Source organism: Paraburkholderia fungorum (assembly GCF_046026025.1).
Taxonomy (GTDB): domain Bacteria; phylum Pseudomonadota; class Gammaproteobacteria; order Burkholderiales; family Burkholderiaceae; genus Paraburkholderia; species Paraburkholderia fungorum_E.
Window position 1 is genome coordinate 1 of sequence record NZ_JAQQFL010000014.1, and the last position, 26,545, is coordinate 26,545.

Genomic DNA, 26,545 nt, shown 5'->3' on the forward strand with positions numbered 1-26,545 from the left:
CTCTTAAGCGGGTCCCCCGCGCAGCCACGGTAGTGGTGCATCTGGAATCCGTGCTCTCGCCCACTCCGCGCTGCTGACAAGGGCGTCATACCTCCCGCCTCGCACCGCGTGCTCGCCGGAAGGGTTCATCCGCACACCCACGGTTTTGCTTTGAGCGGCGGGGGCCGTCGGCTTCGCCTCGGCCAAGCGCCCCTCCACTCATGGGCGAACTCAGCGGAAATGATGTGCGATCAATCACCCACGCAATGAATGCAATGACGAGTGACCACACCGCAGTAAGCACGAGAATCCAACCGCACAAGCGAAAACGCAGCGAGCGGTTTTACGAACTGGGCATCGGCGCGCGCAGCGCCGCCGGAAGTATGACGGCCTTGTCACAAGCGCCGAATGTGCGAGAACACGGATTCCAGATGCACCACTACCGTGGCTGTGCGGGGGACCCGCTTAAGAATTAGCGGTTTGAGCCGCTTTCTTTTGCCTACTTTGCTTTGCGGCAGGCAAAGAAAAGTAGGTGCCCCCCCCGCACAGGGGGAACGCTAATAGACCACCAAGAAAACAAGGAAAGGCCAAAGCCATAAAAGCACAGACAAAACAGACCACTAACAAATCAAGGAAAGGCCAACGCCATAAAAGCACAGCGCAAACAAAGCGCCGCGCAGGCCCACCCCCAGCCTGGACAGGCAAAAAAAACACCATCAAAGCCTCTGCTCAACAGCAAGCAAAAAAACCCGCCTCCACTGCTTAGCCTGCCGCTCGCCCAGCATGGGCAAGACCCAAACCTGATGCCTGGCGTCTTTAACAGTCAAAGCAACCTGCCATTGAGCACCCTGCCCCTGCACTTCAGCACCGAGCAGATCGGCAAAAATATAGGCCCCCTGCTCGCCGCCAAGGCGAATCTCACATAGCCGCTTCCCGGCAGCAAGCCGGACCGTTCCCCAGGTCCCGTTGATCTCATGAGTCCAATCGCCGTCGCGAATATTAGGAGCGACCTCCTTCCGACGCCGCCACCAACGAACAACCGCGGCAATCAAAAGCAAACCAACCAGCACAGCAACGGCAACAGCAACGGCCAAACCCAAAGCCGCCTGCAAGGCATAAAACGCGCGCACAGCGCCATACACCAGCGCGATCAGCGCAATGAACGCAACAAGAATCGGCATCGCTTGCTCGCCAGACAAAAAAATCAGCCTAGCACGGCGCAGCCCCAAACCGGATGGCAAAAAACCATTGCGAAAAATGCACCGCCGCGCAAAGCCCAGGCGTTACGGCTTACTTATGCGCCGCCGCCCAATCCTTCACCGCCTTCAGTGTGTTCTCGACGTGCTTCTCGGGCGACAGGCTCGTGTACTCGTAAATGATCTTGCCGTCCGGCGCGATCACGTATGACACGCGATTGGCCATCGAGTTATGCATCGGCATGCCGGCGTCGTAGGCGCCGATCACCTTCGCGTCGGCGTCGGCCGCCACCGGGAATTTGCTGCGGCATTCGCTTACCGAAAACTTCGTCAACGTGTCGATGTTGTCGTGCGACACACCAATCACCGACGCACCATACTTCTTGTACTCGTCAACGGCCTCGGCAAACTCGTGGGCTTCGATCGTGCAGCCTTTCGTGAAAGCCGCCGGATAGAAATACAGCACCACCGGGCCCTTCTTCAGCTCGTCGGCCAGCGAATACGTGTAGGTGTTGCCGCCGAGCGATGCCTGTGCGGTGAACGGCGGCGCGGTATCGCCCGGCTTGAGCGTGGCCGAGGCCGTCAGCGAATGCAGCGCGAATCCGACCGACAAGACGGCGGCCAGCGCCACGGGTATAAGTTTCCTGTTCATCTGCAGTCCCTCGAAGCGTTAAACCACGTGTGCACGTGTGCGCATGGTTGGCATCATCAGCCAGAAGCCGCGGCGTTCAGCCGGGCCTCCAGCAATCTCCACACGCTATTGGACCACGTACAGACAAGGTACGTCAGAATCCGCCGAAAGGATGCATCAGGCCGCTTCTTCGATATGCGCGCCGAACCACGCCGCGGCAGACAGGTTCAGTTCGGCCAGCACCGCGGCCGTGAGCACCGCGAAACCGGGCGGCGCATCGGGTCCGGCCGCGATCGAGGCGGCATCGCCCCCCTCGCCGGCCGCCTCGGCAATCCGCAACAAGACGCCGAGCGCGCCGCCGCGTGTGACGATCGCATCACGAATCTGCGGCGCCAGACCCAGTTTCTCGAGGACCGTCGAGGGCGTGCTGCCGACCACCACGTGGACCAACGAAAAAATCCCGGTCATAAAAGCGGCATCGGCAAACTCGTCATCGCACGGGCGCATCCAGCCCGCGGCCAGTTCCATGAAGCGCGAACGCGTACCGGCCAGTTGCACCAGCGGATCGGCGCGCCACGGCAGCTCGCCGCTGTCCGCGTACAGCAGCAGTTGCGCCCAGCGGGCGATCTGCCGCGTGCCGGTGGCAATGATGGCTTCGCGCAGCGAGGCGATATTGCGCCCTAGCCCGAACGCGCTCGAATTGACGAGGCGCAGCAGTTGCACCACCACGCTCGGATTCAGCTTGAGTTCCGCTTCGAGTTCGATAATCCCGGCATCGCGCGACAACAACGCCAGCAGGCGCAGCAGGCCGGGCCGCAACGAGCGGTTGCGCGGCGTGGCCAGCACCTGCGGCCGGGCGAAAAAGTACCCCTGAAACAGATCGAAGCCGAGCTCGTGGGCCAGCGCAAAGTCGCCGCGCGTCTCGACCTTCTCCGCAATCAATGTCTTGCCATGGCTACGTATCGTCGACACCAGCGTGGCCAGCGCGGACCGCTCGGTCTGCAGAAAGTCGATTTTGACGATGTCGGCGTACGGCAGCACGGCCAGCAGTTCGTCGGACAGTTCACTGACGTCGTCCAGCGCCATCTGGAACCCGGCGCGACGCAACTCGGCGAGCCGCCGGGCCAGATGCGCGTCGAATTCGACGGTTTCGAGGATCTCGAGCACAAAGCGCTCGGGCGGCATCAGATGAACGATGTCGTTAAAGAGCAGCGCGCGGTCGATGTTGACGAAGCCGCGGTGCTGGCCCAGCACGGCCGCGACGCCAATCCCGCCGATCGCGCGAGCCACGACCTGCGCCGTTGCCTGGGCGTCGTCAGTAACTTCGGCATAGTTATGCGCACTGGCTCGAAACAGCAACTCATAAGCATTGAGCGCGCCGTTGCGATCGAGAATCGGCTGGCGGCCCAGATAGACAAACTGTGCCCCGGCCGCCGGGTCGGCGTCTTCGGCATACGGCTCAAGCACCTCGATGTGCCGGGGGGTGGCCCTGACAAAGTGACGTTCAGACATGGCTCATCGGTGCAAGTGTTCGGAAAGCTGCGCAGCGACGTCACAACCGGCACTGCACAGGGTTTGTCGTATTAACGGACGCGAGGTCGTTGCACTTTAACCGAATCGCCCCCGCCACGACGGCGAGCCTGGTGGCCGTTTCCTTACCATTTGTTTTTTACAGCAGGCGCTAAAGATTTCCGTCCGCGGGTCGTTATCTTGTTCTGATGGGGCGGCCTGATACCGCTTAACCGCCCGGATACGGTGGGCGGCGAGCCGCTCCGCCTGCAGACGAACACAGGTTGCCAGCGACAAACATGGAAGCGAACAGGATCACCGCGCCCCGCCGGGGCTCCTTGCGAACGGTCATCGACCGGTTTCGTGCGCTCGGCCGGCGCGCCTATGGCAAACCGGAAACACGCGCAAGCCGCACGGCGCAACTGGAACAGGTGGTCGGCGCCGTCGACCTGCTGGCGCACGTCGATGAAGAACTGCACTTCCTCTATGTTTCCGACGCCAGCCTGCGCTTCATCGGCTATCACCGGGAGTACCTCGAGACCATCACGCTGCACGACCTCGTGGCGCCCGCCGACGTGCCGCGCCTCGACGCGCTGCTGACGCGCGCCACCGCCACGGGTAACGTCGAGAAAGCCACGCTCGGCCTCATCAAGTCGCTGACCTATCCGATCACAGTCGAGCTGCGCGTGGTGCGCAGCAGCCACGACGGCACCGACGGCTACGCGATCGCCGGCTTCGACGTGTCCGCCTGGCGCGCCACCGAGGAACGCCTGACCCAGGCGTTGCACCTGGACCGCCTGACCAACCTGGCCAATCAGCCGGCGCTGATCCCCGCGCTGCTCGACGCGCAACAGCAGGCCGATGCCCACGGCACGCCGGCCGCCCTGCTGCTGCTCGACCTCGACGACTATCAGCGCGTGAACCGCGCGCTCGGCTACGATGCCGGCGACGAGATGTTGCGCGACACCGCGCGGCGTCTATTGAATATGACGAGCCCGAACGAGACGGTGGCGCGGGTGGCCAGCGACGAGTTCGCGATTCTCGTGAAGCCGGCCGCGAGCCGCACCGACGCGGCCGCCGCGGCCGAAGCACTGGCGCGCCGCCTGTTGACCGCGATCCAGCAGCCGTATGTCTTTAGCGGCCAGCAGGTGCATCTGTCGGCGAGCATCGGTATTGCGCTCTACCCCGACGTGCGCCACGCCAACGACAACGCCGCCCACGACACGCACCTGCTGCGCTGGGCCGACCATGCGTTGCTGCAGGCCAAGGCGGCCGGCGGCAATACGCTCGCCTTCTATGTACCGGACGACAACCCCGCCGACGCCGAGCGCCTGAAGCTGGAGGCCGACCTCTACGACGGCGTGCGCAATGGCGAGTTTTCGCTGCACTTCCAGCCGATCACGAGCAGCCGCACGCACGGCGTGGTCGGCGTCGAAGCGTTGATCCGCTGGTTGCATCCCGTGCATGGCCTCGTTCCCCCTTCGATGTTCATTCCGCTCGCGGAATCGATCGGCCTGATCAACTTCCTCGGCAACTGGGTCCTGAAGGTCGCCTGCATGCAGTTGATCCAGTGGGATGCGCAAGGCATCACGTTGCAATACGTGGCCGTCAACGTGTCGCCGCAGCAGTTCCGCGACCCGCGCTTCAAGGACGCGGTGCGCGAAGCGATCGAGCTGACCGGCATCGATCCGCGCCGCCTCGTGTTCGAGATCACCGAAAGCCTGCTGATGCACGACCCGGCGCATGCCAAGGGTTTGCTCGAAGAGTTGACCGCCATGGGTATCCGATTCGCCGTCGACGACTTCGGCACCGGTTATTCGAGTCTGGCTTACCTGCAACGATTCCCCTTGGCCAAACTCAAGATCGACAGGAGTTTTGTCGAGAATCTGCTAACCTCCCGGAACGATCAGGCAATCGTTAGCGCGGTCGTCGGACTCGCACAAACACTCGATCTCGAGCTGGTTGCCGAGGGCGTCGAAACGGAAGCCCAGCGCGCGCTGCTCACCGAAATGGGTTGTGACCACATACAGGGATGGCTCGTCTGCAAGGCTCTGCCCTCCGACGAACTCGCGCAACGATTCGAAGCACGCACGCTTCACCTGCACACCGCATAGCGATGCAGACAAACCTCGTGCGCAGCGCAAGATGCCGGTCTGACGCCGGCGTGGCACTCTTTGGAACATGTATGGCTTTTGCGGGACTCACATGGTAAAGGCGGCGGTGCTCGACCGGCTCTGGACGCGAATGAGCGAGCGCGGCGATTTCCCCATGCTGTCGCAGTCGTTGCGTACCACCATGGCGGCAATGAATAACGACGACCTCGACTTCACCGGCCTCGTGCAGGTTGTGTTGTCGGATTTCGCCCTGACGCAAAAAGTGCTGCGGCTTGCCAACTCGGCCATGTACATGGCGTTCGGCGGCAACATCACCACCGTGTCGCGCGCCCTGATGGTGCTCGGCATGGACGCGGTCGGCCACCTGGTGGTCGGCCTGAAAATCGTCGATCACTTTCATCACAGCGCGCCGCGCCGCATCGACGCGAAACTCGAATTGAACCGCACGCTGCTGTCGGGTTGCGTCGCGCGCAAGCTGACCGAGCGCGGCGATCTGCGTGCCGGCGAGGAAGCCGTGGTCTGCACGCTAATGCGGCAGATCGGCAAGCTGCTGGTGGTGTTCTACCTCGACGCCGAGTGGGATCAGATCCGCCGCCATATCGACGACGGCACGCTCGAAGCCGATGCCTGCGTGCTGGTGCTCGGCGTCACGTTCGAGGAAATCGGCGCCGAAGCCGCGGTGCGCTGGCGTTTGCCCGACATGATCCGCTCCGGCATGGGCGAGTTCGACCCGCTGGATGTCGAACAGCCTCGCCAGGTGCAATGGCTGCGTGCCATCACCAACTATTCGACGGCCGTCGCCGACGTGCTGACCCAGCAGAACATGCCGGACTGGGAGCGCGAGGAACGCATCGCCGAACTGGCGCAGCAATACAGCCACGCCCTGAATACCGATCCGGACGTGCTGCATCAGATGAGCGTCGCGCTCGCCCGCGAAGAAGGCGGCGACGGCGTGATGGCCGAGATCGTCGAATTGCGCGCCAATGCGGATGCGATCGCACGCGAAGCGCTCAATCCGGAAGCGCGCCTCGCGGCGGGCGTGGGAGACCTGCGCGGCCTGCCCGACGGCAGCCCGCTCGCGCCGGCGCTGGCACTGGCCGCGGAAACGGTATTGGCGGCGCTCGGTTTTGCGCGCACCGTCGTGTTCGTCAAGCACAGTAACGGGACGTTCAAGGCGCGTCTCGGGCTCGGTCCGAAGATCGACGCGGCAATGCCGAAGCTGTCGTTCAACACCGCGTTCGAACCCGATGTGTTTCATCTGGCGATCGCGAACTCGGTCGGCATCTTCATTGAGAACGCGCGCGACCCGAAGATGGTGGCGCGATTACCGGAATGGTTCCGGCGCTCGTTCGACGATGCCCGCGCCTTCGTGCTATTGCCGGTCGTCGACGAAACGGATCAGACAGTGGCGTTGCTATACGGCGACTGGTCGCACACTCACGAGCCTCGACGAATATCGCAGAAGGAAATGAGCGCGTTGAATGAGCTGGCAAGGGAGTTAGGACGTTTTTTCGGCCTGGGGCAGATGCAGGAAATGGAGACGATGTGAAGACGTGGCGTGATCGTTGATCACGTTGCTTCACTCTCACCTGTTTTGTATTTGCCCTAAGTCGCGATGTTCAGCGGTCCAGATGTGCGGAAGCCGGCATGCACAGCATGCCGGCTTCTGATTCAAACCTGGACCCTGCTGCCCTCCTCAATCCTCGATCCGCTCCAGCCCCTCGGCGCTGTGATCCGCAACACCCGCCCAGGCCCCCGCCGCCAACCCAAGCTGCGCGATCTCTTCCACCGTCAACGGTTGCAAACGCGCGCACAAGGCTTCGATCTCCTCCCACGCGCCGCGCTCCAGTGCTTCAACCGCGGTCAGCAGCAAACCCAGCACGCCCTGCCGATGCAGGATGCCCGCCTGAATCGGCCGCGACAGCGTCAACACATTCAGCGTGCTTTCGAGCGAGCCGCCGAACACCGCGTCGACAAACGAAAACACGCCGGTCAGAAACGCCGCATCGGCTTCGTCGCGCCCGGCTTCAGGCAAACGTTCAATCGCCAGTTCCATGAAACGCGCCCGGGTCGCTGCCAGTTGCAGCAGAGGATCGTCCTCGAGCGCAACCTTGCGGCCGTCCGCATACAACAGCAATTGGGTCCAGCGTGCGATCCGGTTCGTGCCGGTCGCGTTGATCGCTTCGCGCAGCGTCGTGACCTTGTGGCCAACTGCGAGACCGCTCGAATTCGCAAGCTTCATCAGGTGCATCACCAGCACCGGATTCAGCTTGAGTTCGGCTTCGAGTTGCGCGACGGTCGGGTCGCCTGATAGTAGCTGCAGCAGATTCAGCAAGGCATGCCGCGGCGCACTGACGCGTCGCGTCGTGGAAGTCTGCGCACGCGCAAAGAAGTAGCCCTGGAAACGATCGAAACCGAGACCGTGCGCCGCTTCAAAATCGGCCTGCGCATCGAGACCCAGCGCGATCAACAGCTTGCCTGCGGACTTCAGCACGCTCGTCAATTTGGGCAACAGCGCTGGCGACGCGTGCGTGAAATCGATCTTGACGACCTCCGCGTAAGGCAGCAGTTTCGCAAACGTTTCATCGGGTTGCGTCACTTCGTCGAGTACGAAGCGATAGCGCCGCCCGTGCAACTGGACGATGCGCGCAATCAGCGCGTCGTCCACGTGCATCGAGGGCGACAATTCAAACATGAAGCGCTCAGCGGGCAGGTGCAGGATCGAATCGTCGAACAGCATCTCGCGGCTTACATCCACGTAAGCCGGATGCCCGGTGAGCGCACTGCGCACATTGCTATGGAGCAGACCGTGAAGCACGGCGCGCGCCACCAGTTGCGCCGGCTCGGGTGCACGGCCCGGCAAGTCACCGGTATCCGCGGCCGGATCAGCGCCATGCGCTGCCGCGTCGGATTCGACGGCCGCGGGCGCATCCGGTGCACGGACTTTGATTTCATATCCGCACAGCATGCCGTCACGATTCAGAATCGGCTGACGCGCGAAGCTGGCATTGAGTTGCGCATCGTCCGAAGCCCTCGACTGCTTCGGATTCTCGATTGCGATGGTGGTCATTCTGCTCCCCCGCTAAGCGCCGCCCTGGCGCTTCCTGCTGTATTTTGGTTTTCGCTGCACCAATGGCGCACATCCAAGGCCTGAGGCCCGTTGCGTGTGCGGTGCGCCCGGCGATTTTAGCGCAGGCCACCGCGCGCGGACATGTCAACGCCGCAATATCTCGAAATAATTGGCAACCGGTCTCGCTGAAGAGAAGGAAAGAATCGACGATACTCTTGTGCAGTGCAAAAGCGCTCCATCAACTGCACCACTTAGCCGCAATCCAGCCTTTAACCACCAAGGAAAATCATGGACGTCAAAAGCGTGCTGTCAAATGCCTTCGCGATGCCGATCACGAGCCCGGCGTTTCCGATGGGTCCGTATCGTTTCGTCGACCGGGAATTCCTGATCATCACTTACCGCACCGATCCGGACAAGCTGCGCGCCGTGGTGCCGGAGCCGCTCCAGATCGGCGAGCCGCTCGTACATTACGAATTCATTCGCATGCCGGATTCGACCGGCTTCGGCGACTACACGGAAAGCGGCCAGGTGATCCCGGTGTCGTACAACGGCGTGGCAGGCGGCTACACGCTGGCGATGTATCTGGACGACCATCCGCCGATCGCCGGCGGCCGCGAACTGTGGGGCTTTCCGAAGAAGCTCGCCTCGCCGGTGCTGCAAGTCCATACCGACACGCTCCTCGGCACGCTCGATTACGGCCCCGTGCGTATCGCCACGGGCACGATGGGTTACAAGCATCGGCAACTGGATCTCGCGCAGCAACAGAAGCGTCTGGAGACGCCGAACTTCCTGCTGAAAGTCATTCCGCACGTGGACGGCACGCCGCGCATTTGCGAACTGGTGCGCTACTACCTGCAAGACATCACCCTGAAAGGCGCATGGACGGGTCCCGCCTCGCTCGAACTGGCACACCATGCGCTCGCGCCGGTCGCGGAATTGCCGGTGCTGGAAATCGTCGAGGCGCGGCATATTCTTGCCGATCTGACGCTAGGACTCGGTGAAGTGGTGTTCGACTATCTCGCTCAGCCTGAAGCGAACGTTCGCTGACCGACTTGTCACGGTGCGGCGTGCGCGATATGCACAATGTGCATCAAGCGCCTGAAACGCACGGCACCCTGCACCCGACGCGCGTCAGGCAGGCGGCGCATTAAACGCCGCCTCAAAAGACAACCGGCCGCATCAAGCGGCCGGTTGTTTCAAGCAAAGCCATTCAGGCAAAACGCACAACGCCTTACTTCAACACCACCTTCACGTCGAAGTACTTGGCGGCGAAGCGGTCGATCGTGCCGTCGGCCTTCAGTTCCTTGAGCGCCTGGTTCAACGCGTCCTTCAACGCCTTGTCACCCTTGCGGACACCGAAACCCACGCCCGCGCCGAGCAGCTTCTCGTCGGTGACGGCCGGACCGGCGAATTCGAAGCCCGCGCCTTGCGGCTTCTTCAGGAAGCCCTTCGAAGCGGCTTCCGCGTCCTGGAATGCGGCGTCCAGACGACCCGAGGCGAGGTCGGCGTAGATCTGGTCCTGCGTCTGATACGGCACGACGTCCACACCCGCCGGCGCCCAGCGCGCCTTCGCATAGGTTTCCTGAATCGTGCCCTGCAGCACGCCAACGTGCTTACCCTTGAGCGAGGCCGGCGTAGGCAGCAGACCGCTGCCCTTCTTCGCGATCATCTGATTGGGGATGGTGTAAATCGGATCAGTGAAATCGATGGCCTGGCGGCGCTGTTCCGTGATCGTCATGTCCGAGTTGATCGCGTTGAATTTACGCGCTTCCAATGCCGGAATCAGGCCGTCGAACGAATTCTCGACCCACACGCACTTGGCCTTCAGCTTCGCACACACGGCATTGCCGATGTCGATATCGAAACCTTGCAGCTCGCCCGACGGCGACTTCGATTCGAACGGCGCATACGACGCCTCGACGCCGAAGCGCACTTCCTTGATATCCGCCGCGGATGCGACGCCTGCCGTTACCGTTGCCGTCGCGAACAGCGCGAGCGCAGCCATGTTTCGCCAATTGATCTTCATTACGGGTGTTCCTCTACGGTATTGAATAAGACGGAGCCGAATCCGGGCCAGCATGATTGCCGCGCCAAAAATGCGATTCAAACTCCGGCGGCCGCAGTGGTGCAGCGCAACAGCCGCGAGGGCGGGATTGTACAGACTTCCCAATGCACGCCTGGCGGGCGCGACGGCGCGCGCCTCGTTTGATGAAGCCGGTACGGCGCGCACAAAGGCGCAATTAGGTGTCGCGCTCAGGCAAAAAAATATCCGCCGGATTGACGTCAGACCGCTCCGTCACCGGCCGCGAAATCATCACCGAGCCGCCGCGACAGATGCGTATAGACCGCCGCGACATGCGGCAAATGGCGCGATTCCGGATGGGCGAGCACCCAGACCTGCGATTCGGCTTCGTCGAGTGGCGGCGTCAATTGCACGAGATCGTCCCGGCCGCGCGCGAGGAAGGTCGGGAAGATGCCAACGCCAAAGCCGCGCGCCACCATCTCGAACACCGCCATCACGCTATTGGTTCGGTAACGCGGCTCGACTGTCGGGCAATGACGCTTGCGCCACAGCACCGAAGGGTGATCGCCGAGCGAGCTGTCCGGTGCCGCCCAATCGCAGCGCGACAGCGCATCGGCGTCGCTCGCGTGAATACCGCTACTCTTCGCGGCAAACACCGCGATGCGCAGCGGGCCGACATGCTTGCCCACCAGATGATCCGGCGCGCGGCGCGTGGCACGCACGGCAATGTCGGCGTCGCGTTTGGTCAGGCTCGCCAGGCTGTTGGTCGCCGTCAATTCGAACGACAACGCGGGGTGCAGTGCCGCGAAATCATGCAGCGCGGGTAGCACGAGGCCATAGAGCACGGTATCCGTGGTCGTCACATGAACACTGCCGGATACGCGATCGCTGCTCGCCTGAACGGTTGAGCGCGCTGCCGCGAGTTCGCTTTCGATGCGCTCGGCATGGCGCGCCAGTTGCGCGCCGAGCGGTGTCGCGCGATAACCGCTGCGCGAGCGCTCGAACAGACGCTGGCCCAGCCCGCGTTCGATCCGCTGCACGGAGCGAAAAATCGTCGACGCGTCGATGCCCAGACGCAGGGCCGCTTCCGCCAGCGTGCCGGCGCGCACCAGCGCGAGAATGGTCTGGGTATCCGCCGAAGTCAGTTCGTATTGCGTTTTTGCACGCATGGTTTGGCAAGCCGCCTGTTTATTCTGAATGCGATCCGGGCTACTTTTACCACATCGACTTGTCGGCCGACGAGCCTCGCCACCGGCGTCTGCCGGACCTTCACTCCTGTTTTATTTGCGGTGACACCATGAAACTCTACTATTCGCCGGGCGCCTGCTCGCTGGCCGTTCACATTGCATTGCGCGAAGCCGGGCTCGACTTCGAAACCGTCAAGGTCAACCTGCAAACGCACAAGCTCGCCAACGGCGACGACTACTACGCGATCTCGCCGCGCGGCTATGTGCCCCTCGTCGAATTCGCCGACGGCTCACGCCACACTGAAGGCGCCGCGCTGCTGCAGCACATCGCCGATCTCGCGCCGGAGCGCGCCCTATTGCCGGCCGCCGGGTCGCCGCAACGGCTCGCGGCGCTCGGATGGCTCACCTATATCAGCACGGAGTTGCACAAGACGTTCAGCCCGTGGCTGTGGCATCAGGAGACCGCCGAATCGACCAAGGCCGAATGCCGCGCGAAGCTCGCCACCCGGTTCAGCGAACTCGAGCGCGTGCTCACGGAACGCGACTATCTGGGCGGACAGTATTCCGTCGCCGATGCGTACGCGTTCACGGTGTTGAGCTGGGCGGGAATGCTGTCGATCGATCTGGGTGCATATCCGCATCTGAACGCGTATCTGGCGCGCGTCGCGGCACGGCCGAAGGTGCGTGAGGCGATGGTAGCGGAAGGGTTGGTGAAGGCGAACGCGGCCTAAACGGCCCGCCGTGCGCGTGGGATGAAACGTTGGGCGCCTTCGGTGCACGACGTTTCACCCACGGTGCGGTGTCAGACCAGGCTGGACAACGTCTCCTGCGTCGTCTCGACCACCATCAGGCCGGCGCGCAAGCCCGGCTTGACCGTCGCGTTCGGAAACACGATGCGCTCTTCTTCGCGGCTCACGACATAGCGATAATCGCCGTCGCAGGCGAGCACCGTACCCTTCACGAACGGCGTGAAATTCGGCACGTCAGTTGCAACCCGCAATTCGAACGCATCGCTTTGTTTGGTGATCTGATCGATCACCGTAAAAGCACGCGGCAGTGTGGCATTCGCATGAATGCCTGTTCCGTCGGCGCCATTGATACCGTCGATACCGGCCAGAAGCTGACGCAGCGCTTGATCCGCGCCGGCAAAACGCGTCAGATCGTTCTCACCGAACGGACGCACCTTGCCGAGTTCCAGCGTACACGCCTCAGCGCCGCACGCCTGCGCGGTGAAGTGCGAATACGTATTGCCCTTGGCCGTATGCAGCAGCACCGCGCTGATGCGTGCCTCGCCGAGCCACTCGAACATCGCGCGCGAAAAAGGCATGCCGGTATGCGGCAGCAGCGCAAACTGCTCGAATGCCGATGCGCGAATCGCCGTATGCATGTCGATATGCCAGCGCGCGCCGCGCGCGGCCGGAGCCTCGGCGAAGAATTGCGTCGCCGCGCGTTCCAGTGCCGCCGCGCGCGGCGCTTCGTGGCTGTGCGGCAGTTGCGCGTGACGTCCGCTGAAGAGGCGATTCAGATCGTCGTCGCGATACCGGCACGCATCGCGCATGGCGTCGACGTTGCCGAGAATCACCAGCAGACGGCAGGTCAGCGCGGCGCTGCCTTGCGCGATATCGCGCACGAGATACGAAAGCAGCTCGATCGGCGCGGTCTCGTCGCCATGCACGCCGGCGGAAGCGAGCACACTGCGCGCGCCCTTCTCCAGCACCGTGGGCTCGAGTTGCAGAACGCCGTCGTCGAGCCACGACCAGCGCACGGCGCCGCCGGCGCATACGCCCTGCGTTTCCAGCGCGCCGGGCCGTGTCCCTGCCAAGGTATAGGCCAGGAAATCGTCGAGCATCGAAACCCGCATGCCGTGCTCAGCGCTGGAAGTCATACAGCGAACCCAGACCGAGAATCTGCGTCAGTTCGTCGAGCGCGGTGCGCGATTCGGCGAGCAGTTGCGGATCGGTCAGATCAGACGGTGCGAGACGATCGCGGTAATGCTTTTCGATCCATGTGTCGAGGCTGCCGAACAGCTTGTCATTGATCCATACGCCAGGTGTCACCGCCGCGCGCTCCGCATCGTTCAGCACCACGCGCAAACGCAAACACGCCGGACCGCCACCGTTCTTCATGCTTTCGCGCAGATCGAACACGAGCACGTCGTCGATCGGACCGGTGTGCGAGGTCAGATCGTCCAGATAGGCAGCGACACGCGCGTTCTCGCGGCATTCCTGCGGCACCACCAGCACCTGCTTGCCGTCCGGGCGCGTCAGCAACTGGCTGTTGAACAGGTACGACGTGACGGCATCCGACACGCTCACTTGCGCGTCGGGCACTTCGATCACGTTGAACCCGGCTTTCAGGCCGGAGAGCTTCGTGCGCAGTTCGTCGTACACCGCGTTCTGCTCGACAAACGCGAGCTGATGGCAGAACAGCGTAGTGCGATTGCCGACCGCGATCACGTCGTTATGGAACACACCGGCGTCGATCACGTCGGGGTTCTGCTGGGCATACACCGTGGCCGATTCTTCCAGACCGTGACGATGCGCGACCGCGCGGCTCGCCTCGAAGGTCTGACGGGCGGGAAAACGCTTCGGCTCCGGTCCCCGGCGATATTCGCTGCGGCCGTACACGAAGAATTCGACACCGCGTGCGTCGTATTCCGCGCAAAAACGCGTATGGTTCGCCGCGCCTTCGTCGCCGAGCGCCGGTGTGCCGGGCAGCGCTTCATGCACCGCGAAACGATCGGCGTCGCTGAACATCGCGCGCAAGGTGCGGCGGGTGGATTGATGCTCGATCGCGCGATGCAACTTGCTGCACAGATTGGCCGGCGTGAAATGCACGCGGCCGTCGTGTGTATCGGCGGAAGGACTCACCGTTGCCGCGTTCGCGGTCCACATCGCCGAAGCCGAACTCGCCGCGGCCAGCAACTCGGGCGCGTCTTTGGCCACACGTGCGATCACTGTCGCGTCGTCGCCCGAAAAACCCAGTTCGCGCAAGAGACGCATCGAAGGACGCTCCTGCGGCGGCAACACGCCTTGATGAAAGCCGAGATCGGCCAACTGCTTCATCTTGCGCAGACCCTGCTTCGCGGCCGCCTTCGGATTCGCAATCGACTTCTCGTTGTTCTGCGACGCGACGTTGCCGAACGAGAGCCCCGCGTAATTGTGGGTCGGGCCGACGAGACCGTCGAAATTGGCTTCAGTGGCTTGCATCGTCGATCCTTAGAATTGAAGGCCCGGCGAGACGCTCGCGGGCATTTGCAGTTGCGCGCTTTCGACGGAGGCCATCGGATACGCGCAGTAGTCGGCGGCATAGAACGCGCTCGGCCGGTGATTGCCCGAACGCCCCGGGCCACCGAATGGCGCGCCCGACGATGCGCCGTTAGTCGGACGGTTCCAGTTGACGATGCCCGCACGGATCGTGCGCTGGAAATGCGTCCACAGCGCTTCGTCGTCGGCGAGCAGGCCGGCGGACAGGCCGAACTCGGTGTCGTTGGCTTTGTCGAGCGCTTCGTCAAACGTGCTGTAGCGGATGATCTGCGCCAGCGGTCCGAAATGCTCTTCGTCCGGCAGGTCCTTCACGTTTGTGACGTCGAGAATCGCGGGCGTGACGAAACCGAGTTCCGGATCGCGCTGCTCCATCTTTAGCAATGCCTTTGCACCGTCGGCCAGCAGACGCTCCTGTGCCGCCACCAGACGCGCAGCCGCCCGCGCGGAAATCACCGCACCCATGAACGGCTGCGGCTCGGCGTTGTATTCGCCGACGCTGATGCGCGACGTGACTTCGGTGAGGCGTGCCACAAAGCGGTCACCGAACGCGTCGTTCGGCACGAAAATACGGCGCGCGCACGTGCAACGCTGCCCTGCCGAGAGAAACGCCGACTGAATCGTGTGATGCACGGCCGCGTCAATATCCGCCACCGGTCCGATCACGAGCGGATTGTTGCCGCCCATCTCCAGCGCGAGGACGATCTCCGGACGGCCGCCAAACTGCTTGTGCAGCAATGTTCCGGTATCCGAACTACCCGTGAAGAACAGGCCGTCGATCTGCCGATGATTGGCAAGCGCAATGCCGGTCTCTTTCTCGCCTTGCACAAGGTTCATCACGCCGGCAGGCAAACCCGCATCGCGCCAGGTCTGCACCGTGAGCGCCGCCACGCCCGGCGCAAGCTCGGACGGCTTGAAGACCACTGCATTACCCGCAATCAACGCCGGCACGATATGCCCGTTCGGCAGATGCCCCGGGAAGTTATACGGCCCGAACACCGCGACCACGCCATGCGGACGATGCCGCAGCACGGCGGTGCCGTCGGCCATCGGCGAACGCTTTTCGCCGGTGCGCTCGTTATAGGCCTGAATCGAAATCTCGACCTTCGCCGCCATCGAAGCCGCCTCCGTGCGCGCTTCCCACAGCGGCTTGCCCGTCTCGCGGCCGATCGCTTCGGCCAGCGCTTCCTTGCGTTCCGTCACGAGCGCAGCAAAGCGGCGCACCACGCCGCAACGCTCGTCGAGGCTCAAGGCCGACCACGCCGCGAACGCACGGCGTGCGCTACGCACAGCGCGATCGACGTCGTCGGCCGACGCGCTGTTGCCTTCCCAAACCGTCGCGCCCGTACCCGGGTTGCGCGATGCGAATGCGGGTCCTGTGCCGGCGGCCCATTCGCCGTCGATGAAAAGCTCACTCATGATCATCCTTGTTTGTGTTTCAGCGGCAGCACCCGTACCGGGTCGCCTGCCTTGACGTCGAGCGCGGCCGCTTCGGCGGCGCTCATGCGGAACACGCCGTCTTGCGGCACGCCCGCTGCCACGCCCACGCGAAAATCGCCCAGCGACGTATTCGATACCATTGAACGTGGCGCATTCTGCGACGCGCCGGCCGGCATATTGGCGATCTCGACCGGCACCACCACGCTTTCGCGCACAGTGTGCAAGTCGGCGATATGGCATTCGAGCACCGGGCCCGCATCGAAGATATCGACGTGATTCTCGTAGCGCAGCCCTTCGGATTCGAGCATGCGGCGCGCCGGAATCGTGTCGTTATGCGTGAGGCCGACGCATTCCTGCGCTTCCTCCGGCAGCAACTCGACATACACCGGATAACGTGGCATCAACTCGGCGAGAAACGCCTTGCGCCCATGCGAACTCAGATAATCCGCCGCGTTGAAATCGATCTGGTAGAAATGCGAACCCACCGCGCGCCAGAACGGCGAGGTGCCGTTCGCATCGAAGTGGCCGCGCAATTCCGCGCACAACCGCTGCGGAAAGCGCTCGCGGAACTGCGCGAGAAACATGAAGCGCGAACGCGACAGCAAACCGCCGACGCCGCTCGTGCGATAACGCGGGCTCAGGAACAGCGAACACACTTCGGCGTAACCCGTCAGGTCATGCGAAATGTTCAGCGCGCGCATGCGCGTCCAGATGCCGAGGTCCTGGCTCGCGTGCACGACCGTGCTCACGCGGTAGTTGTAGAACGGTTGCTGGAGGCCGACCGAGGTTTCGATCCCGCATACGCCGGCCACGTCGCCGGTATCGGTATCTTCCATCACGAAGAAATAGCCGGCTTCGTGCGCCTCGGCCTTGTCTTCCATCGTGCGCCGCGCCCGTTCGACGCGCGCCGCGAGGGCATCGCGATCCGGCTTGAAGGTGGTGAGACCGGGGCCGGTCTCCTGCGCGAGCCGCATGAGCGCGTCCACATCGCCTCGTTGCACAACGCGAACAACGATCATTGTGCGTCTCCCGAAAATACTTCCTGATGCGGCTGATGCAGCGGCACGCAGCGTACCGTGTCGCCCTCCTGCACGCCGAGCGCGGCTCGCGCCGCATGCGACAGCGAGGCACCGCTTGTCTGATCGCCCGGCAAGGTATCGAGCACGCAGCGGAACTCACCGTCCGCGCCGTTATGCGCGATCAGATGCGTCGAGCCGCCGGCCGCCGCGCCGGCTTCCCGCACCACACGGGTTTCATTTCGCGTCACGCAAGCGCTGCGATCCACCTGCGCGGTCAGTACCGGACCCGCATCGAAGATATCGATGAAACGATCCGTCTCGAAGCCCTCTTCGAGGTGAATCTCATACGCGAGCAAGGCCTTCGAGTCCGGCTCGCCGAGCACACGCTGGGCCGCCTCCGGCAGCAACGGCACGTAGATCGGATAGGTCGGCATCACCTCGGCGATAAAGGTACGGCTGCGGCCGCCCGATTCGATTTCGATGTCGGCGAAATTGCGACCGAAGAACTTGCGCCCCACCGCTTCCCAGAACGGCGACACGCCTGAGTCGTCGGTCACGCCGAGCAACAGCGAGAACACTTCCGGCGTGAAGCGTTTGCGATTGGCGGCGATATACATCATGCGCGAGCGCGACATCAGATGCGCGGCCGCGTCGCCACGCAGCGACGGGGCGATATAAAAGCCCGCCAGCCGGCTCTTGCCCGTCAATTCGTGCGACATGGTCAGCGCGTGAATCTTGCGATTCACGTGTAACTCGCGCGACGCATGAATCAGCGCGTCGTTGCGAAACGCGTAGAACGGGTCCGAATAACCGGCCGCGGCGACAATGCTCGCCGTGCCCATCAGCTTGCCGCTCTGCGCATCTTCGAGCACGAACAGATAGAACTCCTCGCCCGGAAAATCGACGTCCGCGCGAAACGAGTCTTCCGACAACGCGACGCGCGCTTCCAGCGCATGCCGGTCGTGCGGCAGCGAATGCAGCACAGGTTGCGCGGTGCGCGCCATGTGTTCGAGCGCGTCGAGATCGGCGAGGCGGCCGGGGCGTACGAAGAGCATCATCGTTCCTGTTGAATGTGACGCATGATTCAGTGCTTTAGCGCGGTGCCGTGGTTCACTTCGACGCCGCTTCAGTCTTGGCGCCGACGATCTCTTCGATGGCCTTTGCCAGACGCGCGAAGCCTTCATACATATCGTCGAGCGGCATGACCAGCGAGGGCACGAAACGCAGCACGTCCGGACCGGCCATCAGCATGATCACGCCGTGCTGACCCGCTGCCGTGACGAAATCTTTCGCGCGGCCCTTGAATGCGTCAGTCAATTCAGCACCGATCAATAGACCCTTGCCGCGCACTTCCTTGAACAGACCAAAGCGGTCGTTCAGCTTCGCGAGTTGACCCTTCAATGCTTCGCTGCGGGTACGCACACCTTCGAGCACCTTCGGATCGCTGATCAGCTCGACCACCTTCTCCGCGATCGCCGCGCCCAGCGGATTGCCGCCGTAAGTCGTGCCATGCACGCCGACCTTGAAGTACGCCGCCAGTTCGTTGGTGGTCAGCATCGCGCCGATCGGGAAACCGTTGCCGAGCGCCTTCGCGGTGGTCAGGATGTCCGGCGTCACGCCCGTGTCCTGGTACGCGTAGAAATAGCCGCTGCGGCCCACCCCCGTTTGTACCTCGTCAAAAATCAGCAGTGCGCCGTGCTGATCGCAGGCTTCGCGCAGCGCTTTCAGGAATGCCGGATCGGCCGGGATCACACCGCCCTCGCCCTGGATCGGCTCGACGATCACCGCGCAGGTTTGCGCGCCGATTGCCTGCTTCGCCGCTTCGATATCGTTGTACGGCAGATGCGTGATGCCGGCCGGCACCGGGCCGAAGCCCTCCGAATACTTCGGTTGACCGCCAACGCTCACGGTGAAAAACGTGCGGCCATGGAACGACTGCGTAAACGAGATGATTTCGGCCTTGTCGGCGCCGTGACGATCGAACGCGACGCGGCGTGCCAGTTTCAGGGCCGCTTCGTTCGCTTCCGCGCCCGAGTTGGCGAAGAACGCGCGGTCGGCGAAGGTCAGGTCTTCGAGACGTTTGGCCAGACGCAGCACCGGCTCATTGGTGTAGCCATTGCCGATGTGCCACAGCTTGCCGCCCTGCTCATGCAGGACTTTCAGCAGTTCAGGATGCGCATGACCGAGCGCGGTGACGGCAATCCCGCCGGCGAAGTCGATATAGTCGCGGCCTTGCGTATCCCAGACGCGCGAGCCAAGACCGCGATCCGGCACGAACGCGGCGGGCGAAAACACCGGCACCATCACTTCGTCGAAGGTCTGGCGTGTCACAGTCAGGTCGTTCATGGCAAATCCTCGTTACAGGTGAGAGGTAATACACGTAGTGTAGGAAACCGCGGGCGATACGTCTTGCGCATACGCGACGCTTTCTATGGGCTTCCGGGCGGATCGCTCGCGCGTGGGCCGCAAATTCCGCGCTTTCCGCATGCCCTTTGTGGGTACTTCATGGGCGCTTCATGGGCGCCTCATGTGTGTTTCGTGTGCGTTTCGCGCACTTCCCGGCGTGCCTAGTCCGCCTCGCCAGGCCGTTCGATCAGCGCGGCAGGTCGCGGCTCACTGGCCGCGGCGCCGCTCGCGCCGGTCTGTTTGTCGATCCAGTTACGACGGTCCTCGCGCGGTGTGACACCAAAGCGTTCGCGGTAAGCATTCGAAAAGTGCGCCGCCGACGAAAACCCGCAAGCCAGGCTGATCTGCACCACCGATTTACTGGTGCGCTGCAATTGCGTGCGCGCTTTCGAAAGCCGCAGGCCCAGGTAGTATTTGGACGGCATCGAGCCGAGATACTGGCGAAACAGTCGTTCCAGTTGACGCCGCGATACGCCGACGAGACCGGCGATGTCATCGGTGGTCAGCGGATCTTCGATATTCGCTTCCATCAGCATCAACGCATCGTTCAGGCGCGGATGCCGCTCGCCCGGCGCGGTCACGAACGGAATGCGCTGCCGCTCTTCGCCCGCGCGCAACACGCCGACGCCCAGCGTATCGGCAATCCGGTCCGCCAACTCCGGCCCATGATCGCGGCCGATCATGGCAAGCATGAAGTCGACCGTTGCCTGACCGCCCGCACAGGTGGCGCGATCACGGTCGATTTCGAAGATCTGCTGGGTGACGATCGAGCGCTCGAACTGCTCGGAGAACTGCTGATAGGTTTCCCAGTTGACGCTCACGCGATAACCGGACAACTGGCCCGCCATGGCGAGCCACCAGACCCCATGATGAATACCCGTGACGAGTGGCGTGCGCTGCCCGACCCGCGAAAGACTTGCGAGAAAGAGCCGATAGTCGGCGAATTGCTGAAACCGTTCGCTGACGATGATCAGCCAGTCGCACGTGATCGCATCGCCGAAGGCGGCATCGGCCGGCCATTGCGCGCCGCCCGACAAGGGCACCGCGCGGCCGTCCCACGAACACACCTGCACGCGGTAGAGCGCACGGCCGTCGATTTCATTGGCGAGATTAAGCGCGTCGACGATCGGCCCGACGCCCGACATCGACACCGGCGGCAAGGCGACGATGGCGACCTGCGTCGTGCGAGCCGGGTTGGACGTGCGAGCCATCACTGATCGGTAGAACACAAAACGCGCGAGCCGCGCGTTACTTCAGGCTGCCGGAGAGGAACTGCTTGAGCCGTTCGCTGCGCGGCGTGGTCAGCACTTCGGCCGGCAAGCCCTCTTCTTCGGTGCGGCCCTGATGCAGGAACATCACATGGTTCGACACGTTGCGCGCGAAACCCATTTCGTGCGTGACGACGATCATGGTGCGGCCTTCTTCGGCGAGCTTCTGCATCACCTTCAGCACTTCGCCGACCAGTTCGGGGTCGAGCGCGGAGGTGGGCTCGTCGAACAGCATCACGTCAGGGTCCATGGCCAGCGCACGCGCAATCGCAACGCGCTGCTGCTGACCGCCCGACAGATGCGACGGATACTGTTTTTCCAGACGCGGCGCGAGGCCCACTTTCTCGAGATATTCGCGCGCCCGGTCTTCGGCTTCGCGACGCGGCAAACCGAGCACATGAATCGGCGCTTCGATAATATTCTCGAGCACATTCATATGCGCCCACAAGTTGAAGTGCTGGAACACCATCGCCAGTTTCGTGCGGATGCGTTGCAGCTGCTTGTGATCGGCCACTTCCAGATTGCCGGCGCGGTCGGCTTTGGTCTTGACCATTTCGCCGTCGACGACGATCTGCCCCGCGTTCGGCCGCTCCAGAAAATTGATGCAGCGCAGGAAGGTGCTCTTGCCCGATCCGCTCGCGCCGATGATGCTGATCACGTCGCCCTTGTTCGCGTTCAGCGAGACGCCCTTGAGCACTTCATTGTCGCCGTAGCGCTTGTGGATGTCCTGAACGGCGAGCTTGCAAGCTTCGGTTTGAGTCGTGTGGAGCAAGATGCTCTCCCTTTGAAAATACGGATCAAGCTACATGACGGCGCGAAACGCACGCGCCGCGCAATCGAAACACGCCTGCTCAGTGCGTACGCACCGCCAGGTAACCGAGCCAGTGACGTTCGGCGCGGCGGAACAGAGCCACCAGCGCGAACGACACCACAAGGTAGATCAGCGCCGCGAGGCCGAACGCATCGAACGACTGATAGGTGGCGGAATTCGCGTCGCGCGCCACCTTCAGGATGTCCGGCACCGTGGCCGTAAACGCGACCGTGGTGGCGTGCAGCATCAGGATCACTTCGTTACTGTACAACGGGAGCGCCCGGCGCAGCGCGGACGGTATCACAATGCGGCGGTACATCGTGAACCAGCTCATGCCGTAGGCACGGGCCGCTTCCACTTCGCCGTGCGACGTCGAGCGGATCGCGCCGGCGAAAATCTCGGTCGTGTACGCGCAGGTGTTCAATGCGAAGGCGAGAATCGCGCAGTGAAAACCGCTGCGGAAGAACGCGTCGAGCAACTCACGCGAGCGCACGAATTCCAGGCTGTACATGCCGGTGTAGATCAGCAGTAGCTGCACATACAACGGCGTGCCGCGAAACACGTAGGTATAGAGACGCACCGGCGTCGACAGCCAGCGTTTCTTCGATACGCGCGCGACCGCGAGCGGAATCGCCATGAAAAAGCCGATCCCGACCGACACCACCAGCAGCCACAAGGTGACGGCCAGACCTGACATACGCTGGCCGTCCCAGTAGAGGAACGCGCGCCAGAATTGATTGAGGATGTCGATCATGGTGTTAGAGCTCCGCGTGGCGCACGCCGATCGAATAGCGCTTTTCCAGCCAGATCAGCACGAGGTTCGACGCGGTGGTGATCGCCAGATAGATCAGCGCGGCGATCAGAATGAAGAAGAACATGTTGAAGGTGCTTTTGCCGGCGTCCTGGGCGGCCTTGACGACATCGGCGAGACCGATGATCGACACCAGCGCCGTGGCCTTGACCAGTACTTGCCAGTTGTTGCCGATGCCGGGCAACGCGAAGCGCATCATTTGCGGAAACAGGATGCGCGTGAACACCCGCGCGCCGCTCATGCCGTAGGCGCTGCCTGCTTCGAGCTGCCCGCGCGGCACCGCGAGAAATGCGCCGCGGAAGGTTTCGGTGAAGTACGCCCCGTAGATGAAACCGAGCGTCAGCACGCCGGCCACGAACGGATCGATATCGAATTGCGGCAGATTGAGCGCGTCGGTGAGATTGTTGACGGCGATCTGGATGCTGTAGAAGAGCAGCAGCATCAGCACGAGATCGGGCACCGAGCGGATCAGCGTCGTATAGCCGGTGGCGATTGCCCGCAGCGGGCGGTTGAACGAGAGTTTTGCCGCCGCGCCCGCGAGGCCGAGCAGCACGGAGGCGGCCAGCGACAGGACGGACAGCTCGATCGTCTGGATCGTGCCGGCCAGCAACACCGGACCAAAGCCGTAAAGGAACACGCGTGTCTCCATCCAGGTTTCATTGAGGATGTCATGGATGGGGGCGGGTCATGCCTGCCCGACTCATCCGGCATGGCGCGGAGTCTCGCAGGCGGAAATTAATTTCTCAAAGGAGACGGTGGGTTGTGCTGCGGCGCAGCAATTGGGTGTTTGGTGGGGCTGGGTGCCCGCAGGGCTTGGTTTTGTGGGGGATATGGTTTTGTAAGGTGCAATGCACGCGGTGAGCGCTGCCGCGATTTAGCAGGTTTTGAGTCGCTTTTTTGATAGGCAATAGGGTGGGTGGTTGCCTCCGGCGGGGGGTTTTTTGACGTTGTTGCCCGTTCCTGTTGCCTGTTGCCTGCGCGGCGCTTGTTCGTCTGTTTGCCTGCGGCGTTGGCCTTTCTCCTTGCCATGTTAGTGGTCTGTTTTGGCTGTGCTTTTATGGCTTTGGCCTCTCCTTGTTTTCTTAGTGGTCTATTAGCGTTGCCCCTGTGCGGGGCGGCACTCACTTCTCTTTGCCTGCCGCAAAGAGAAGTAAGCAAGAGAAAGCGGCTCACACCGCCAGCTCATAAGCGGGTCCCCCGCACAGCCACGGTAGTGGTACATCTGGAATCTGTGCTCTCGCGCACTTCGCGCTAGTGACATGGCGCTCATTCGCTCCCACTCCGCACTGCGTGCGTCGCGGATGGGTCTGCCAGGGAAACCAGGGGCTTCGGTTGGGTGTGGTCGGAGCCACCCCTCGCCGAATGAGGTGTGAACGCGAAAATATGGCAGGCGGTTTGTGAAATGCGCTTCGGCGCGCGCAGCGCCGCTGGAAAAATGAGTGCCTTGTCACTCACGCCAAATGTGCGAGAGCACCGATTCCAGATGCACCACTACCGTGGCTGTGCGGGGGACCCGCTTAAGAGTTAGCGGTTTGAGCCGCTTTCTCTTGCCTACTTCTCTTTGCGGCCGGCAAAGAGAAGTAGGTGCCGCCCCGCACAGGGGCAACGCTAATAGACCACTAATAAAGCAAGGAAAGGCCAACGCCGTAGGCAAACAGACAAAACAGACCACCAACACAGCAAGAAGAAAGGCCAAAGCCGCAGGCATACAACCAGGCGCCGCGAAGGCCCCCCAGCCTGGACAGGCAAAAAAAAACCTTCACCCCATCCCTAACCGAGCCCGAATCGCCGGCAACATAACCTCCACCGCCGCACGGCCCTCTTCAATCGCCGGCCCAGCCCGATGAAAATCAAAAATCCCCATCCCCCCGAGCCGCGGCTGAATCAGAATATCAGCCGGCTCGCCAGCAAGGCGACTCCGCGTAATCCGCACCTGCATGATATCGATACTCTGCGCAATCGAACTCAGCATCGAAGGCACACGCGCACTCGGCGCCGGCGGCACACGCACATCGTCGGAAACACGCCCTTCAGCAGGCGCCAGCCAGCGTGGCCAAGGCTTACCGTTACGCCGCAGTGACCCCGGCGGCGGCCCATCCGGGTCGAGCTCGGGCGTATCAACCACCGCACCGTCAAAATCGCGGCCATTCAGAATGTCGTTGTTCAGATCGACAGCAATCACGCAGTCCGCCCGCATGCCGCGTGCCACCGAAACCGGCACCGGATTGCTCAAGCCACCATCCACCAGCCACACGCCGTTGTGAAACACCGGCGTGAAAATCCCCGGAATCGCGATCGAAGCGCGCACGGCGTCGACCACGCTGCCGTCCTGCAACCAGCACTCGCGCCCCGAGTCGAGTTCGGTGGCCACCGCCGCGAACGGCATGTTCAACTGGGCAATCGAGCAACCATTGAATTTGTCCGCGAATAACTTGATCACCTTGCGCCCACCAAGCAATCCGCCCGACAACCGCAGATCGAGCAGCCGCACCACCGTCTGCCAGGTGAGCCGTGAAACCCACTCCTCCAGCCAGTCGAGGTCGCCATTCGCGTAGATCGCACCCACCAGCGCGCCGATCGACGTGCCGCACACCACATCCGGCTTGATGCCCGCATCGTGCAAGGCGCGAATCGCGCCGATATGCGCCCAGCCGCGTGCCGCCCCGCCCCCCAACACCAGCCCGATCCGGCTGTATCGACGTCGATGTATCATGTTGCCTGCCTTTTATCGGCTATCGCCCACGTATCACATCCGAGCGCGATGTCGTGTACACCTTCTGATATTGATCGAAGTGCACGTTAAAAATGCCCTCTTCGGTCACGCCCCCCTCGCGCCACTTCCAGCTCCATACGGTTTCCGGCTTGAGCGGAAACACAGCAACCTGACCCGGCTTGCCGAGCAGGCGCCGCACCTCGTCTTCGGTCATACCCACGCGAATCTTCGCGAAGTTGTCGGCGGTCAGCACCTGGGTGATCGCCTGCAATTTGCCGTCACGGTCGATGTCGACCATGTACGTGTTCAGCCCCTGCGGGCCACGCGGATATTCGAAACGCCTGGAGCCGTCGGTAAATGTACGCTCGGTCTCCGGTTTGCCCATCTGGTCGCGGACCTGCCCCTCGGTCGTGATCCCCGGCGTCATATTCTTGAGCAGTAATGCATCCGGCTTGACGGCGTTGAAGAAGTCTTTGAGTTTTTGCACGGCGCGATCGCTCTGTTGGTCGTCGCAACCGGTCAGTGCAACGCACGCGGCCAGCATGGCGACAATAAGCAGTTTCAGGCTCACAGCGAGTTTCCTGTACGGACGCGAAGCGGTAATTTCGCCCGCATCCCGTTATGTAGGGTCTACTACAGGATAACCGCGCACGGAAAAAACCGCGAGCGAGGGCGGCACGGGGGTCATGAACCGACGTGCGGTGCGATTTTTTGGCTGGGGGGCACGACCCGCGAAAACGGGCGCCACAAACAAAAAGGCGACGCTGTGCAAAGCGTCGCCAGAGTCGGTCGGTACGGCCGATGGGATTACGCGCGGGTCAGATGCGAAATCAAGCGCAGAGCCAGGCGCAAACATCAGAGCGGCCAGCGCGCCGCCTGAAGCGAAGCACCATGGACGGCGCGCAGCGGTCCGTTTCCGGGCGAAGCGGCGAGAGACCTTGGCCTCTAACCTTGCGCCATCGCCGGAATGGCAGACCGCTGCTTGTCTGGCCGCCCTGGTCCCTCGATAAGCCTTACAGGTGCAGCTAATCTAAACGGATTGGCGGATTTAGACGAGTGCGCGTTTACACCAAATCGGCAGATGATTTGCCCTGCACCGCGCCTT

The 26,545-nt window shown here is 62.7% G+C and carries 22 protein-coding genes; 4 read left to right on the forward strand and 18 right to left on the reverse strand.

All coding sequences use genetic code 11. The annotated features are described in order from the left end of the window. Nucleotides 1–695 precede the first annotated feature (695 nt). The 3 genes from PQR67_RS16905 to PQR67_RS16915 form a co-directional block, all read right to left on the reverse strand. On the reverse strand, nt 696–1,160 hold the full coding sequence (locus tag PQR67_RS16905; RefSeq protein WP_408461305.1) for a hypothetical protein: 465 nt from the start codon (nt 1,158–1,160) through the stop codon (nt 696–698). A gap of 109 nt (nt 1,161–1,269) precedes the next feature. Then, nucleotides 1,270–1,827, reverse strand: a complete 558-nt coding sequence (locus PQR67_RS16910) for a peroxiredoxin (RefSeq protein WP_408461308.1) — start codon at nt 1,825–1,827, stop codon at nt 1,270–1,272. 156 nt (nt 1,828–1,983) lie between these two features. Further along, the gene (locus PQR67_RS16915) at nt 1,984–3,318 is read right to left on the reverse strand and encodes an EAL and HDOD domain-containing protein (protein ID WP_408461311.1); all 1,335 of its coding nucleotides are present in this window, start codon (nt 3,316–3,318) and stop codon (nt 1,984–1,986) included. Between the two features lie 296 nt (nt 3,319–3,614). On the opposite strand from PQR67_RS16915, the gene PQR67_RS16920 reads away from it, so the two are divergent. Both PQR67_RS16920 and PQR67_RS16925 read left to right on the forward strand, forming a co-directional pair. Next, nucleotides 3,615–5,429, forward strand: a complete 1,815-nt coding sequence (locus tag PQR67_RS16920; RefSeq protein ID WP_408461314.1) for a putative bifunctional diguanylate cyclase/phosphodiesterase — start codon at nt 3,615–3,617, stop codon at nt 5,427–5,429. A gap of 91 nt (nt 5,430–5,520) precedes the next feature. Continuing rightward, nucleotides 5,521–6,978 (forward strand): HDOD domain-containing protein, encoded by a 1,458-nt coding sequence (locus PQR67_RS16925; protein ID WP_408461316.1) that lies wholly within the window; start codon nt 5,521–5,523, stop codon nt 6,976–6,978. 147 nt (nt 6,979–7,125) lie between these two features. Here the strand turns inward: PQR67_RS16925 and PQR67_RS16930 are convergent, their stop codons facing one another. Next, a complete protein-coding gene (locus PQR67_RS16930) occupies nt 7,126–8,499 on the reverse strand; it encodes an EAL and HDOD domain-containing protein (RefSeq protein WP_408461319.1) in 1,374 nt (457 codons plus the stop codon). 288 nt (nt 8,500–8,787) lie between these two features. Here PQR67_RS16930 and PQR67_RS16935 point away from each other — a divergent pair, with 288 nt between their 5' ends. Beyond that, a complete protein-coding gene (locus PQR67_RS16935; protein WP_408461321.1) occupies nt 8,788–9,546 on the forward strand; it encodes an acetoacetate decarboxylase in 759 nt (252 codons plus the stop codon). Nucleotides 9,547–9,730: 184 nt separating this feature from the next. Here the strand turns inward: PQR67_RS16935 and PQR67_RS16940 are convergent, their stop codons facing one another. Both PQR67_RS16940 and PQR67_RS16945 read right to left on the reverse strand, forming a co-directional pair. Then, a complete protein-coding gene (locus PQR67_RS16940) occupies nt 9,731–10,525 on the reverse strand; it encodes an ABC transporter substrate-binding protein (protein ID WP_408461324.1) in 795 nt (264 codons plus the stop codon). Nucleotides 10,526–10,782: 257 nt separating this feature from the next. After that, nucleotides 10,783–11,691: a LysR family transcriptional regulator gene (locus PQR67_RS16945; protein ID WP_408461327.1), complete on the reverse strand. Its 909-nt coding sequence runs from the start codon at nt 11,689–11,691 to the stop codon at nt 10,783–10,785. A 128-nt stretch (nt 11,692–11,819) separates the two neighbouring features. Between PQR67_RS16945 and gstA the strand changes: the two genes are divergently transcribed. Beyond that, nucleotides 11,820–12,440, forward strand: coding sequence for a glutathione transferase GstA (gstA, locus tag PQR67_RS16950; protein ID WP_408461330.1), 621 nt, complete (start codon nt 11,820–11,822; stop codon nt 12,438–12,440). A gap of 71 nt (nt 12,441–12,511) precedes the next feature. Here the strand turns inward: gstA and astE are convergent, their stop codons facing one another. From astE to bamE, 12 genes are all read right to left on the reverse strand, one after another. Further along, on the reverse strand, nt 12,512–13,594 hold the full coding sequence (gene astE / locus PQR67_RS16955; protein WP_408461333.1) for a succinylglutamate desuccinylase: 1,083 nt from the start codon (nt 13,592–13,594) through the stop codon (nt 12,512–12,514). Further along, on the reverse strand, nt 13,578–14,918 hold the full coding sequence (gene astB / locus PQR67_RS16960) for an N-succinylarginine dihydrolase (protein ID WP_408461336.1): 1,341 nt from the start codon (nt 14,916–14,918) through the stop codon (nt 13,578–13,580). The genes astE and astB overlap by 17 nt, the downstream gene beginning before the upstream one ends. A gap of 9 nt (nt 14,919–14,927) precedes the next feature. After that, nucleotides 14,928–16,391, reverse strand: a complete 1,464-nt coding sequence (astD, locus tag PQR67_RS16965) for a succinylglutamate-semialdehyde dehydrogenase (protein ID WP_408461339.1) — start codon at nt 16,389–16,391, stop codon at nt 14,928–14,930. Between the two features lie 2 nt (nt 16,392–16,393). After that, complete coding sequence (gene astA / locus PQR67_RS16970) at nt 16,394–17,431, reverse strand: arginine N-succinyltransferase (RefSeq protein WP_408461342.1); 1,038 nt, start codon at nt 17,429–17,431, stop codon at nt 16,394–16,396. Then, the gene (gene aruF / locus PQR67_RS16975; RefSeq protein WP_408461710.1) at nt 17,428–18,486 is read right to left on the reverse strand and encodes an arginine/ornithine succinyltransferase subunit alpha; all 1,059 of its coding nucleotides are present in this window, start codon (nt 18,484–18,486) and stop codon (nt 17,428–17,430) included. Before aruF ends, astA begins: the two co-directional genes overlap by 4 nt. Nucleotides 18,487–18,541: 55 nt before the next feature. Then, entirely contained in the window at nt 18,542–19,777 is a 1,236-nt protein-coding gene (locus PQR67_RS16980) for an aspartate aminotransferase family protein (RefSeq protein WP_408461345.1), read from the reverse strand. 221 nt (nt 19,778–19,998) lie between these two features. Beyond that, complete coding sequence (locus PQR67_RS16985) at nt 19,999–21,048, reverse strand: GlxA family transcriptional regulator (RefSeq protein WP_408461348.1); 1,050 nt, start codon at nt 21,046–21,048, stop codon at nt 19,999–20,001. A 37-nt stretch (nt 21,049–21,085) separates the two neighbouring features. Further along, on the reverse strand, nt 21,086–21,877 hold the full coding sequence (locus PQR67_RS16990) for an ABC transporter ATP-binding protein (RefSeq protein ID WP_120343244.1): 792 nt from the start codon (nt 21,875–21,877) through the stop codon (nt 21,086–21,088). A 79-nt stretch (nt 21,878–21,956) separates the two neighbouring features. After that, a complete protein-coding gene (locus PQR67_RS16995; protein WP_408461352.1) occupies nt 21,957–22,670 on the reverse strand; it encodes an ABC transporter permease in 714 nt (237 codons plus the stop codon). A gap of 4 nt (nt 22,671–22,674) precedes the next feature. After that, a complete protein-coding gene (locus PQR67_RS17000; protein ID WP_120343413.1) occupies nt 22,675–23,364 on the reverse strand; it encodes an ABC transporter permease in 690 nt (229 codons plus the stop codon). A gap of 1,122 nt (nt 23,365–24,486) precedes the next feature. Next, nucleotides 24,487–25,440: a patatin-like phospholipase family protein gene (locus tag PQR67_RS17005; protein ID WP_408461355.1), complete on the reverse strand. Its 954-nt coding sequence runs from the start codon at nt 25,438–25,440 to the stop codon at nt 24,487–24,489. Between the two features lie 19 nt (nt 25,441–25,459). Continuing rightward, nucleotides 25,460–26,011, reverse strand: coding sequence for an outer membrane protein assembly factor BamE domain-containing protein (gene bamE, locus PQR67_RS17010; RefSeq protein WP_408461358.1), 552 nt, complete (start codon nt 26,009–26,011; stop codon nt 25,460–25,462). Nucleotides 26,012–26,545 lie beyond the last annotated feature (534 nt).

Excerpts from the sequence above, each read along its gene's own strand:
- PQR67_RS16905 (WP_408461305.1), bottom strand. The coding sequence starts at position 1,160 with ATGCCGATTCTTGTTGCGTTCATTGCGCTGATCGCGCTGGTGTATGGC.
- PQR67_RS16910 (WP_408461308.1), bottom strand. The coding sequence starts at position 1,827 with ATGAACAGGAAACTTATACCCGTGGCGCTGGCCGCCGTCTTGTCGGTC.
- PQR67_RS16915 (WP_408461311.1), bottom strand. The coding sequence starts at position 3,318 with ATGTCTGAACGTCACTTTGTCAGGGCCACCCCCCGGCACATCGAGGTG.
- PQR67_RS16920 (WP_408461314.1), top strand. The coding sequence starts at position 3,615 with ATGGAAGCGAACAGGATCACCGCGCCCCGCCGGGGCTCCTTGCGAACG.
- PQR67_RS16925 (WP_408461316.1), top strand. The coding sequence starts at position 5,521 with ATGGTAAAGGCGGCGGTGCTCGACCGGCTCTGGACGCGAATGAGCGAG.
- PQR67_RS16930 (WP_408461319.1), bottom strand. The coding sequence starts at position 8,499 with ATGACCACCATCGCAATCGAGAATCCGAAGCAGTCGAGGGCTTCGGAC.
- PQR67_RS16935 (WP_408461321.1), top strand. The coding sequence starts at position 8,788 with ATGGACGTCAAAAGCGTGCTGTCAAATGCCTTCGCGATGCCGATCACG.
- PQR67_RS16940 (WP_408461324.1), bottom strand. The coding sequence starts at position 10,525 with ATGAAGATCAATTGGCGAAACATGGCTGCGCTCGCGCTGTTCGCGACG.
- PQR67_RS16945 (WP_408461327.1), bottom strand. The coding sequence starts at position 11,691 with ATGCGTGCAAAAACGCAATACGAACTGACTTCGGCGGATACCCAGACC.
- gstA (WP_408461330.1), top strand. The coding sequence starts at position 11,820 with ATGAAACTCTACTATTCGCCGGGCGCCTGCTCGCTGGCCGTTCACATT.
- astE (WP_408461333.1), bottom strand. The coding sequence starts at position 13,594 with ATGACTTCCAGCGCTGAGCACGGCATGCGGGTTTCGATGCTCGACGAT.
- astB (WP_408461336.1), bottom strand. The coding sequence starts at position 14,918 with ATGCAAGCCACTGAAGCCAATTTCGACGGTCTCGTCGGCCCGACCCAC.
- astD (WP_408461339.1), bottom strand. The coding sequence starts at position 16,391 with ATGAGTGAGCTTTTCATCGACGGCGAATGGGCCGCCGGCACAGGACCC.
- astA (WP_408461342.1), bottom strand. The coding sequence starts at position 17,431 with ATGATCGTTGTTCGCGTTGTGCAACGAGGCGATGTGGACGCGCTCATG.
- aruF (WP_408461710.1), bottom strand. The coding sequence starts at position 18,486 with ATGCTCTTCGTACGCCCCGGCCGCCTCGCCGATCTCGACGCGCTCGAA.
- PQR67_RS16980 (WP_408461345.1), bottom strand. The coding sequence starts at position 19,777 with ATGAACGACCTGACTGTGACACGCCAGACCTTCGACGAAGTGATGGTG.
- PQR67_RS16985 (WP_408461348.1), bottom strand. The coding sequence starts at position 21,048 with ATGGCTCGCACGTCCAACCCGGCTCGCACGACGCAGGTCGCCATCGTC.
- PQR67_RS16995 (WP_408461352.1), bottom strand. The coding sequence starts at position 22,670 with ATGATCGACATCCTCAATCAATTCTGGCGCGCGTTCCTCTACTGGGAC.
- PQR67_RS17005 (WP_408461355.1), bottom strand. The coding sequence starts at position 25,440 with ATGATACATCGACGTCGATACAGCCGGATCGGGCTGGTGTTGGGGGGC.